General features: G+C 42.1%; 10 protein-coding genes. 8 read left to right on the top strand and 2 right to left on the bottom strand.

Annotated features, from left to right (window positions below):
• Positions 1–106 precede the first annotated feature (106 nt).
• On the top strand, positions 107–424 hold the full coding sequence (locus HXT33_RS03760) for a hypothetical protein (protein ID WP_032841794.1): 318 nt from the start codon (positions 107–109) through the stop codon (positions 422–424).
• A gap of 3 nt (positions 425–427) precedes the next feature.
• Here HXT33_RS03760 and HXT33_RS03755 read toward each other — a convergent pair whose 3' ends face one another.
• The gene (locus tag HXT33_RS03755; RefSeq protein WP_421786565.1) at positions 428–1,372 is read right to left on the bottom strand and encodes an MIP/aquaporin family protein; all 945 of its coding nucleotides are present in this window, start codon (positions 1,370–1,372) and stop codon (positions 428–430) included.
• Positions 1,373–1,608: 236 nt separating this feature from the next.
• Here HXT33_RS03755 and HXT33_RS03750 point away from each other — a divergent pair, with 236 nt between their 5' ends.
• The 7 genes from HXT33_RS03750 (at position 1,609) to HXT33_RS03720 (ending at position 11,695) form a co-directional block, all read left to right on the top strand.
• The gene (locus tag HXT33_RS03750; protein ID WP_308582558.1) at positions 1,609–2,382 is read left to right on the top strand and encodes a pseudouridine synthase; all 774 of its coding nucleotides are present in this window, start codon (positions 1,609–1,611) and stop codon (positions 2,380–2,382) included.
• Entirely contained in the window at positions 2,379–4,571 is a 2,193-nt protein-coding gene (gene der, locus HXT33_RS03745) for a bifunctional cytidylate kinase/GTPase Der (protein ID WP_421786563.1), read from the top strand. Before HXT33_RS03750 ends, der begins: the two co-directional genes overlap by 4 nt.
• A gap of 59 nt (positions 4,572–4,630) precedes the next feature.
• Positions 4,631–7,159 (top strand): DEAD/DEAH box helicase, encoded by a 2,529-nt coding sequence (locus HXT33_RS03740; protein ID WP_421786561.1) that lies wholly within the window; start codon positions 4,631–4,633, stop codon positions 7,157–7,159.
• 77 nt (positions 7,160–7,236) lie between these two features.
• Positions 7,237–8,631, top strand: a complete 1,395-nt coding sequence (locus tag HXT33_RS03735) for a replication-associated recombination protein A (RefSeq protein WP_421786559.1) — start codon at positions 7,237–7,239, stop codon at positions 8,629–8,631.
• A complete protein-coding gene (locus HXT33_RS03730; RefSeq protein ID WP_421786557.1) occupies positions 8,618–9,727 on the top strand; it encodes a hypothetical protein in 1,110 nt (369 codons plus the stop codon). Before HXT33_RS03735 ends, HXT33_RS03730 begins: the two co-directional genes overlap by 14 nt.
• A 139-nt stretch (positions 9,728–9,866) precedes the next feature.
• A complete protein-coding gene (locus HXT33_RS03725; protein WP_421786555.1) occupies positions 9,867–10,364 on the top strand; it encodes a hypothetical protein in 498 nt (165 codons plus the stop codon).
• Between the two features lie 92 nt (positions 10,365–10,456).
• Positions 10,457–11,695, top strand: a complete 1,239-nt coding sequence (locus tag HXT33_RS03720) for a hypothetical protein (protein ID WP_421786553.1) — start codon at positions 10,457–10,459, stop codon at positions 11,693–11,695.
• Positions 11,696–11,747: 52 nt separating this feature from the next.
• Here HXT33_RS03720 and HXT33_RS03715 read toward each other — a convergent pair whose 3' ends face one another.
• Positions 11,748–12,053 (bottom strand): YhbY family RNA-binding protein, encoded by a 306-nt coding sequence (locus HXT33_RS03715; RefSeq protein WP_119521168.1) that lies wholly within the window; start codon positions 12,051–12,053, stop codon positions 11,748–11,750.
• Positions 12,054–12,092: the final 39 nt, after the last annotated feature.

Below are 12,092 nucleotides of genomic sequence, written 5' to 3'. Positions count from 1 at the left end.
ATTCATATTCTAAAAATGCAGCGTTTGATAACTTCAAGCGCTGCATTTTTTGTTTTTCTGTAAAACAACTTGTGTTTTATTATTGCAAGTTATGTATTATACAAGTATGACAAATAGCGAGCAGCAGACTAAGGATAGTAAAACTGAACATCCGTATGTGTCGGAAAAGTCTGAAGGAAAACCTTACGCTGAGTGGATTGTTGCAGCTATTGTTGCAACAAGCGCAATACTAGCTTTTCTTGGATACGCAACAGCCGCCACAGTTGTTGTTGCTGTGACGGCTGTTACTCTCGGTGTTATACGTTTATTAATGCGTCAACGCAGTCCTTGGAAGGTCAGATCTGTTAGATTTGATTCTTTCATAAGTATTGCGTTAGGCATTGGTTTATTTATAACTTATGCTTCAATCTCATTATTGCTGTAAAAGCTAATTATTTTGGTTTGCTTCAGCAGTTTTATCGAAATCAATATTGATTTCATGTTCGCTGTATTTAGCATCAGGATCTTCAATATTGGACAGAGCATGATGCTTTTTATACAAAGCGTTAGCGTCATTTTCAAACCCTGCTAAAGTTTTATCTTCCGAAACAGCAAGAAGCTTTGTTAAAAGAATAATAAAACCAACAAGAGCGGCTGCAAAAATTGGAGCAATCCAAAAAACCCACAACTGAGTTAATGGCTTAACTTCAAGCTCTTTAAAGTTTGCAAAAATCGCAATGCCAGTAGAACGTGCAGGATTAAGACCCGAACCTGTAATCTGGTAGGTAATAAGAGTTGCAGCTGCGTAAGCAATACCCATGTGAGTGGAATAGCCGCAATTGGTCTTGCCGTTATCTTTTGTGTAATTCATTGCTGTAGCAACAATTATTGCAACTGCAATTACTTCAACCAATAAGGCCGTAATAACGCCGAAGGAAGAGTTTACGCTCTTTAGCTGCGTTGCAGAAATAGAGCCTTGTTCGAAACCGTTTACAACAGGAGCGAACCAGTTAGCATCTTTCACCATTTTTGTTTGAGGCAAAATGAACACAAAAGCGCCCGCTGCCAAAATGGATCCAAGAACTTGCGCAATAATATAGCAAGGGCCTTCCAAATACGATGTGCGTCCTGTAAACATGGATGCAATAGTTACAGCAGGATTAAGTTGTCCGCCAGAAACTTTGGATGCAATAGAAATTGCTGCAGCATACGCAACGCCTGTGCCTACTGCAATCATAAGCAAATTAATGCCGTACATTGCTGTTGATAGTGAATAAAAAGTGTAAATTGTGAACATTAATAGCGCTGTAGCAATAAACTCGGTTGCTATTTTAATAGCAAGTGGAGAGTCACTTTTAGCTTCTTCAGAAGTTGTTTCCGGTGCTTCAATCATAGTTTTCCTTACTTTAATACGTGTTGCTGTATAGTTTGCAACTTATTAAAACAACTGCTATAGTATCACGGCCATGCCATACGGTAGCATAGAAAAAGTGGTAATTTTCTTATTTATCACAATTGCGAAAGTAATAGAAAAATTATAGTAATAGAGAATTGTTTGATTTAGCGCTTAAGAATAACTTATTTGCGCATATTTTGTTAAACAATTCATGAGGTCACGTTGGGAGAACGATGCCAAACGCATATTCCCGCGCCGATGGGGCGCATTCAGATGACAAAAACGCCATTCGACTGCAGAAGCTACTTGCTGAAGCGGGATTTGGTTCAAGACGCAAATGTGAGGAGATTATTCTCGATGGGCGTGTTGAAGTAGACGACGAATTGGTTACAACACTTGGTACTCGCGTAGATCCGAAGCGTCAGAAAGTGCGCGTTGATGGATCTCGAGTAAAGTTCAACACGAAGCTCGTAACTCTCGCATTGCATAAGCCTAAGCGAGTTTTGAGCGCTATGGACGATCCTAAAGGTCGTTTTACTTTAAGGGATATTGTGGGAGACAAGTACGAGCGAATCTTCCACATGGGTCGCTTGGACTACGATTCGGAAGGTCTTATTTTAATGACCAACGATGGCGAGCTAAGCCAGCATGTTATGCACCCAAAGTATGAGGTTGAAAAAACTTATATTGCAACGCTTGAAGGCAAAATCAACGGCATGGTTTGCAGGCGCTTGGTTTCTCAAGGCGTAAATCTGGAAGACGGCTGGATTAAGCTCGACCGCTGCGCAATAATCGACCAAAATCACGACACAACCATGGTAAAAGTTGTGTTGCATTCTGGTAAGAATCGCATTGTGCGTAGAATTTTCGGAGCTGTTGGATTCCCTGTAAAGCGCTTGGTTCGTACGCAAATTGGCCCTATTAAGTTGGGTGATTTGAAGGCGGGATCGTATCGTGTGCTTTCTCAAACAGAAGTGCGTTCTCTTTCTAAGGAGGTTGGCCTGTGATTTGTGTAGCAATTGATGGACCAGCAGGAGTAGGTAAGTCTTCTACTTCTCGTGCTTTAGCGCAATACTACGGTTTTGCGTATTTAGATACTGGGGCAATGTATCGAGCTGCTGCATGGTGGTGCATGCAAAAAGGAATTGACTTAAGCACTCAGCTTTCTTTAGATGATGAAGGTCAGCCGACGAATCCTGCAGACGCTGAACGTTTCAACCAAATTGTTGAAGCTGTTGGAGCATTATTTACTGAAAGTAATGCCGACTTTAGCGTGGATCCTAAAAATCCTGTGGTGACTGTCGAAGGTGAGGATATTAGCGAAGAGTTGCGCTCTATTGAGGTTTCTTCGCATGTATCTACTGTTTCTTCTATTCCTGCAGTTCGTCGCATGCTTATTGCAGCGCAGCGCGCATATATTTCTGCGCAATCTGCTGATGATTCTTTCTCTAAAGGTGAGGGCATTGTTGCAGAAGGCCGCGATATTACTACTGTTGTAGCTCCTAATGCGCAAGTTCGAGTGCTTCTTACTGCAAGGGAAGAAGTTCGTCAAGCTCGCAGAAACAAGCAGGAGATTTATAAAGAAAGTTTGCAAAATAATCAATCTTCTGAGGAAGACGATATTCGTGCTCGCGACGCTAAGGATGCTAAAGTTACGAGTTTTCTTCAGGCTGCTGATGGTGTTACAACGCTCGATAATTCAGATTTGACGTTTGAGCAGACTCTTGACGCGCTTGTTGAAATTGTTGATGCTGCTATTGAGCAGGACGAGTACGACCGTTACGCTGCAAATCTTGAAGGCTATGATCTTGACGATGAAGACCGCGCGCTTCTTAGTGGAGATTTTGCAAGTAGTGACGAGAAGAAAGATTCTAAAGCAGTTGGTGTAATAGCCGTTATAGGCCGACCAAACGTTGGAAAATCAACGCTTGTAAACCGTATTTTGGGTCACAGAGTTGCTGTTGTTGAAGATACTCCGGGAGTTACGAGGGATCGCGTAAGTTACGATGCTGAGTGGGCTGGAACTAACTTTAAGCTTGTTGACACTGGCGGCTGGGAAGCAGACGTTGAAGGAATTGATTCTTCGATTGCTCAGCAGGCTCAAGTAGCAGTGCGTTTAAGTGACGCTGTAATTTTCCTTGTTGATGGTCAAGTTGGTTTAACAGCCACCGACGAGCGCATTGTTTCAATGCTTCGCGCTGCAGGAAAGCCTATTACTTTGGCAGTTAACAAGGTTGACGATGCTAGAAGCGAGTACTTAACTGCAGAGTTTTGGAAGCTTGGAATGGGAGAGCCGTACGGAATTTCTGCAATGCACGGTAGAGGCGTTGGAGATTTGCTTGATGCGGCGCTCAATTCTTTGAAAAAAGCTAATAAAACTTCAGGATTCTTAACTCCACAAGGTCTTCGTAGGGTTGCTTTAGTAGGAAGACCAAACGTTGGTAAGTCTTCGCTTTTGAACCATTTAGCTCACGAAGAGCGCGCTGTCGTAAACGATTTGGCTGGAACTACTCGTGACCCTGTTGATGAGGTTGTGCGAGTTGACGGCGAAGACTGGCTGTTTATTGATACGGCTGGTATTAAGCGCAGACCTCATAAACTTACTGGTGCAGAATATTATTCTTCGCTACGCACGCAGGCTGCGATTGAGCGTTCGGAGCTTGCTTTGATTCTTTTTGATTCTTCCCAGCCGATTGCGGAGCAGGATCTAAAAGTTATGAGCCAAGCGGTTGACGCAGGTCGCGCAATCGTACTTGTGTTTAACAAGTGGGATTTGATGGACGAGTTTTCCAGACAGCGCATGGAACGCTTGTGGAAGACTGAGTTTGATCGTGTTACTTGGGCTGAGCGCGTAAATCTTTCTGCAAAAACAGGCTGGCATACGAATCGCCTTTCTCGCGCCATGCGAACAGCTTTAGATAGCTGGGATAAGCGTATTCCTACGGGTAAGCTTAACGCTTTCTTGGGTCGTATTCAGTCTGCTCATCCGCATCCTTTGCGAGGCGGAAAGCAGGCACGAATCTTATTCGCAACCCAGGCGTCCACTCGCCCTCCGCGTTTCGTAATATTCGCAACAGGATTCTTAGAGCACGGATACCGTCGCTTTATTGAGCGATCTCTTCGCGAAGAGTTTGGATTCGAAGGAACTCCTATTCAAATCTCCGTAAAAGTGCGAGATAAAAAGAAGCGCAAGTAGAGCGTAATTAGGTCGTAAGTAAAGTCACGATTAAAGCGTAAGTAAAGTAGGAGCGTAGTATGACTGAATTGGGCGAGTTAGCTCTTGATTTGCATCATGCTAGCGAAGACGAGATTTTTCAAGCATTTGTTGACTGGGTTAAAGATAACAAACATGTAGATTTGTGGCCGCATCAAGAAGAATCCGTTATGGATTTGCTTGCAGGAGACCACGTTATTTTAAACACTCCAACAGGTTCTGGAAAATCTCTTGTTGCTCTCGGAATGCATTTTGCAGCACTCGTCACAGGCAGACGCTCCTACTATACTGCACCAATCAAGGCGCTTGTATCCGAAAAATTCTTCGACTTGGTTGCTATTTTTGGGCGAGACAATGTTGGTATGATTACTGGCGACTCGCATATTAACGCGGATGCTCCAATAATCTGCTGCACTGCGGAAATCTTAGCAAATCAAGCTTTACGTGAAGGTGTAAATGCTGAAGTCGGTTGCGTTGCAATGGATGAATTCCACTACTACGGAGACCCAGAGCGCGGATGGGCTTGGCAAGTGCCGCTACTTACGCTTCCAAACACGCAATTCTTACTTATGAGCGCAACTCTTGGAGACGTATCGGATATTGCGGAACGCTTAGAAAAATCAACAAAAAGAAGCGTTGATATTATTGCTAACGCTCCAAGACCGATTCCTCTTGAATACGAGTACACCGATAAGCCGCTTGCTACAACTGTAGAACTCTTATTTAACAAGGGTTTAACGCCAATATACGTAGTTCATTTTTCGCAAGACGCAGCTCTGGAAACAGCACAAGCGCTCGCAAGCACGGGAGTTTCAAGCAAAGAGCAGCGAGACAAAATTGCTCAAGCAATTAAGGGCACAAAGTTTACTACAGGCTTTGGCAAAATCTTGCAAAGAATACTTAGAACCGGCGTTGGAGTGCATCATGCTGGCATGCTTCCACGCTACCGCAGGCTCGTTGAACAGCTGGCTCAACAAGGACTTCTGCCAGTTATTTGCGGAACAGATACTCTCGGTGTTGGTATTAATGTGCCAATTCACTCGGTTGTGCTTACAGCTCTTACAAAATTTGATGGGAATCGTAGTCGAAAACTTCGCGCTCGCGAGTTTCATCAAATTGCAGGCCGTGCAGGCAGAATGGGATTTGATACCGAAGGATTAGTGGTTAGCGAGGCTCCAGAGTTCGAGATTGAGAATGCGCGCGCTGTTGCAAAAGCTGGCAATGACCCTAAAAAGCTTAAAAAAGTTAAGCGTAAGAAGGCTCCAGAAGGATTTGTTGTTTGGGGCGAGCCAACATTTACTAAGCTTATTGAAAGTGCTCCAGAAACTTTGAATCCACATATGGTTGTAACGCACTCAATGATTTTGAACGAAGTTACGCAAGGTGGAGATGCTAGATCGCGCGTGCAAAAACTTATTGAAGATAGCGCGCAAAAGCCGCAAGATAAAGAGAAACTGCTTGAACGTTGCGACGATATTTTCCAAACTTTGCTCGATACTCAAGTTATTGAATGTAAAAAGCGCGCGGACGGTTCTTGTGATTATGAGCTTGATGTTGCAATGCCTGAAGGTTTTGCGCTAGATCAGCCGCTTTCGCCGTTCTTGCTCGCAGCTTTGGAATTGTTAGATCCTGAGTCTCAAAGCTACGCGCTTGACGTAATTTCTATGGTTGAAGCAACTCTGGATGATCCTAAGCCTGTTCTTCGTGCTCAAGAGCGTAAGGCTCGAGATGCTGCAATGGCTGGCATGAAAGACGATGGTATTGACTACGAGGAGCGCATGGAGCGCTTGGCGGAAGTTAGCTATCCTAAGCCTCTTGAAGACTTACTAGCTCCTGCTTTTGCTCAGTATCGCAAGGACGTGCCGTGGGCAAACGACTACTGGATTAAGCCTAAAACTGTGCTTCGAGACATGGTAGAAACTGCTTCCGATTTTACTGGCTATATTTCACGCTATGGCATTGCTAGAAGTGAGGGAACGCTTCTTCGTTACCTTTCTGATGCTTACCGTTCGCTTGCTCGCACTGTTCCAGAAGACATGCTTAACGAAGAATTGCGTGATATTATTTCGTGGCTTCGTCTTGTTGTGCGCTCGATTGATTCTAGTTTGGTTGATGAGTGGGAGAGTGCAGGAGGTTCGGACGCTGAAGCTAGCGCTGTAACTACGGCTGCGCCTGGAACTTCTGAGTCTGTGGTTGAAGATCGTCGCGGTCTTATTGTGTTGATTAGGAATGCAATGTTCCGCCGTGTGCAACTTATGGATTTGGAAGATGCGGATGCTTTAGGAGAGCTTGATAAAGCTTGGGGTTACGGAGTTCACGAGTGGAATGATGTGCTTGACGACTATTACGACGAACATGAGTATGTTGGAATAGACGCCAAAGCTCGAAGCGGAGACTTGTTTATTCTTGACGATTCGCTAGAGAAGAGTGAACACTCGTGGAAAGTGCGGCAGATCATCGACGATTCTGACGGGGATCATAATTGGGCTATTACTGGCATTGTTGATTTGGATACAACGCAAGATGAAGGCGAAGTTGTGTTCTTCGATTACCAAGTTTCGCACGTCTAGTGTTGTAAACTTGTCTTAGTTTGTAACCAACAACTAGAATCGAACGTTTGTTCTATACGTATTGTAAGCTGGTATTTATGGAGCAGGATTTATTTGCAGCAAGTAGCGCGCCGAGTGATGTAACTCGTCCGTTGGCAGTGCGTATGCGCCCGAGCAGTATTGACGACGTGCTTGGGCAATCTCATGCTTTAAAAGAAGGCTCTCCTTTGCGCAGGCTTGCAAATCCGCAGTCTAAAGGTTCTCTTACTGCTCCAAGTTCTGTTGTGCTATTTGGTCCTCCAGGAGTCGGTAAAACTACTCTTGCATATATTGTTGCTCGCCAGTCTGGGCGAGTGTTTGAAGAGCTTTCTGCTGTAACTTCTGGTGTTAAAGATGTTCGTGCCGTGCTTGATCGTGCGCACGAGCGTTTAGTTAGCAAAGGCCAAGAAACAGTACTTTTTATTGACGAAGTTCACCGTTTTTCTAAATCGCAGCAAGATGCTCTGCTTCCAAGCGTAGAAAATCGCGACGTAACTTTTATTGGAGCTACAACTGAAAACCCAAGTTTTTCAATCATTAAACCGCTTCTTAGCAGATCTGTAGTAGTAAAACTTGAGTCGCTTAGCGTAGAAGATTTACACACGCTTATAGAGCGCGCAGTAACTAGCGAAAATGGGCTCAACAATCAGCTTAAAATTGACGAAGACGCAATAGATTCTATTATTCGCTTAAGCGGTGGAGACGCTCGCAAAACTCTTACTATTTTAGAAGCTGCAGCAGGAGCAATAACAGGAGATGCTGCGCTGCAGCACGGCAAAAAGAAGCCTGTTATTACTGCCGATATTGTTTCTAACGTAATGGACACCACTACTGTTCGCTACGACAAAGATGGCGACGATCATTACGACGTGATTTCTGCTTTTATTAAGTCGATGCGCGGAAGTGATGTTGATGCGTCCTTGCATTACTTAGCGCGAATGCTTCGAGCTGGTGAAGACCCGCGTTTTATTGCAAGGCGAATTATGATTGCTGCTGCTGAAGAAGTTGGTATGGCAGCTCCGCAAATTTTGCAAGTAACTGTTGCTGCAGATCAAGCTGTTGCTTTAATAGGCATGCCGGAAGCACGCATTATTCTTTCTGAAGCTGTGATTGCTGTAGCAACAGCTCCTAAATCAAACGCAAGCTATAATGCTATTAATCAGGCTTTGCAAGATGTTGATGCTGGAAATATTGGTCAAGTGCCTCTTCATTTGCGAAACGCTCCAACGAAACTAATGAAAAGCTGGGGAAACCACGAAGGATACCAGTATGCTCACGATTATCCGGGTGCTGTAGCATCGCAACAGTATATGCCAGACGAGCTTGTTGGCCGCGAATACTACCATCCAACGAATCGTGGATACGAGCACGATCTAACTCAACGCTTATCTCAAATTCGTAATATACTTCATGAGTCTAAAGAAAGTAGAGAAGTTGGCAATGAAAAAGAATAACGCTTTTCTGTATTATTGCGTATCAACAGTTGTGCTTATTTGTATGCTTACAACTTGGGTTGTGTATGTTCGCTTCACTGTAGACACCGTGCGAAACAGCGGTTTTTCGCTGAAAAATGTTATGAACAACAATGCTGTAACAGCTGTAGTTGAACCAAATAAGTCAGATAATGCTCTTGCTTTAGCAGGTCGTGCTTATAAAAACGTGCTTGAAAATCTGCACGGAAAATACAAGTTCAAAAATGTTCCAGATTCCTTCGGATATTACTATGACTTATGGGATTTTGATAATGATAAGATTCCAGAACTTATTGTAACTGCAAGGAAAAAATTAGGTTACGATGATGATAAGCCGCGTTTTACTAAAGTATTTTCTTTTGATGGCAAAAAAATTGTTGAGTCACAGTTAATTGAAGATTTAGAACCGTCTCATGATAACGAACTCTCAGAAACATTAATGTACGATCATAATCACAATGGCATAGTTGTATATCATCTATTTGATGGGCTTAAAGTTCGTCGTGATACTTACAAGCTTACTGAAGATTATAAGTTTAAATTAGATTCAAGTGTTGAAGATAATTCGGCAGATCCTGGCACTATAGGCGATTTTGATGCAATGTTCGTTGATGTTAAAAATCTTAAGCCTGTAGATAATCTCATCAATAATATGACTCTTAGTGAAAAAGAGAAGAAACACAATAAGTATATTCAAGATTTACGAGATGATGGATACACCATTCTTACCGGCAATGTTAAAGAGATGAATATTGACGAAGTAAAGCAAACAGCACAACCGGATGCAGATTTAGAAAATTATTCTTATTATTTCTTCGATACTAATGAAAAAATTATTTATACAGTAAATATGCCATACAAAACCATCATAACTGTTGGAGTTGATGGCAAAGGTACGCCGGTTCCTGACACATACGTTTACAAACGTTTCTTTGTTAGTCCTAAAGCCGGAGAAATGAAAGATTATGTAGGAAAGAACGTAACTATAGCAGTTAAAAATGCTTCTTCAATATGCTTTACTCTAGAAGCACATTACGATGACCCTAGCTACAGTGCTCTAAAAATCATTACAGACTAAACGTAAACTGAAGGTTTACGCGTTATCAAATCGTGCGACTAGAATCATGGTTAAGAATTTCATTTAAGAGAGATTGATTGATTCGAAAACTAAGTCAGCGATGCTTATTTTGTATCACTGCTTACGATGGAGGTTTATTATGAGCAAAGCTAAAAGTTACTTTTGGGGATTTGTTGTAATTGCAATACTAGCCGGTTTATTCTATTGCGTTCAGCACAATGGATCTTTTAGCGGCGTGCGAAATGCTCTTAATATAAAGCCAGATCTTAACGCTATTAGCGAAAAGTGTAATCTACCAATAAAGCATAGCTATGCTCTTGGTGGGGCTAAAGCAATTGTGAAAGTTGGAACAGGCGACGCTTTTGAAAAAGATGCATCATGCGTTCTCAACGAGTTTCCGTCCGCTGAAAAAAATCATAAAAAATTAGAGAACATTCTTTACAAAAATGGTAGCCCCTTCGATATGAGTGATGACAATCATATTTTTATTGTTGGTGACCCATGTTCTGTAATAATTTTCCCGACTACTGCTGGCGACGTTATGATTGTTGGAGATGCTAGTAATCTTTCCCACATTGACAACAACTCGCTTATGGCAGGTTTAATGAAAGATGTTTCTTCCAATTACGGTGACTAAATCTACGTATAACACGTACAAACCTTATATAACCTGCGCTGAATAAAGACGATTAGTTGTTGTGCAGCTTGGCGAAAGTAGAGATGTTTGCGATGAAAAAGAATAACGCTTTTTTGTATTATTGCGTATCAACTGTTGTGCTTATTTGTATGCTTACAACTTGGGTTGTGTATGTTCGCTTTGTTGCTGACACTGTACAAAACAGCGGTTTTTCACTGAATCATGTTGCCAGTAATACCATAAGTGCTATCACAAAACCGCATACTCGCAATACTGACGATATTCTTTCTCAAGCAGGCAAAGAGTACAAGAATGTGCTTGAAAATATTCACAAGTATTCATTCAATGATGCTCCAGAAGGCGATTATACTTACGCCTTATGGGATATTAATGATGACAAAATACCTGATTTGCTGGTTAATGATACGTACGAAGTTAAGAAAAATGATTCAGACGATACTCAGGAAGTGTCGTCAACGCGAGTTTTTTCATACGATGGGAATAAGCTAGTTGCTCCTAATAATGTTCTTAAAACTCTATTAAATAAATATGAGCATTCAACGCTCTTCTTTTATAGGAATCACAAAGGTTTAGTATTCTATCTTCCAGAAAGTGAAGAGTGGTATAATAATTATTCTAATAACAGTCCTTCTTTTGACCCAGATACTCCATTCAAATGGAAAGAAGTATCTTATACGCTTACGGGAAACAATCTGAACGATAGTACTACAGTTGTTGATTATCCTATTAAGAAAAATGAAAACGATACGTGCGAAATGGATAAAGTAGTTGCTCCAGTTTTTATCCCTATAAATGATGATACTGGTATCAATAAGCTAATCAACTCAAATAAACGTAGCGATAAGCAAAAAGCGTACGATAAGCAAGTTCTTCAATGGCAAGAAAAAGGGTATCAAGTTTATACTGGTACAGTAAAACAGCTTACTCCAGAAGAAGCATACAACTATCCTGGTGCGCCAGTAACATATACTGGTTTTAGTCTTGATGACTTTATACGTATTAACAATAACCCAACTACCACAGTGCTTGCTTTAGATAATCCGCGCTCAGCATCGTCATATTGTAATGGAACTGAGTGCGGATATAGGCCTCCAAGTAATTTGATGAATAGGGTCGTAATAATATTAGATGATGCATTTGTGCACGATCCAAATCATGACAAGATTATGAATTATGTTGGAAAGAGAGTTACTTTTGCAACAGATGGAATGTATGATACTGTAAACAATCTTCCATGGTCCCAGCCTGTATTAAGCAGTAGCTCATATATAATTCAGGAGTTAGATCCTAGCTTGGATGAGTACAAATAAGCAACATCAGGCAAGTTCGTGAGACCTGCTGCGCGATAACATATGAAATAATTTATTCACGCACAAGCATAATGTGGTCAACGTTGTCGAGTGTAGATACGCGGAACAATACAAAGCGATTGCCGATTACTTGCACAACTTCGGCGCCAAGCTTTTGAGCAAGAGCTTCAGCTGCTTCTTTAGCGCTTAATCCGGAACCATCTTGCACAGCGCACTTCATAAGTTCGTGGTACTGCATGGTTTCGTCTGCTTGCTTTACGGCTGCATCAGTAATGTCGTTCTTGCCAACGTATAAAAGTGGGCTTAGCGTATTAGCAAGTGCGCGAAGCTGCTTAATCTGCTTCTTTGTCAATGCCATAAGGCGTCCTTTCGCATGCAAGTTTAATCAAATTTAATT

It is taken from the genome of Gardnerella sp. DNF00753 (genome assembly GCF_049244275.1).
GTDB classification, from domain to species: domain Bacteria; phylum Actinomycetota; class Actinomycetes; order Actinomycetales; family Bifidobacteriaceae; genus Bifidobacterium; species Bifidobacterium greenwoodii.
The sequence above is the reverse complement of the archived record's forward strand: the minus strand, read 5'-3'. Positions and strand labels throughout refer to the sequence as shown.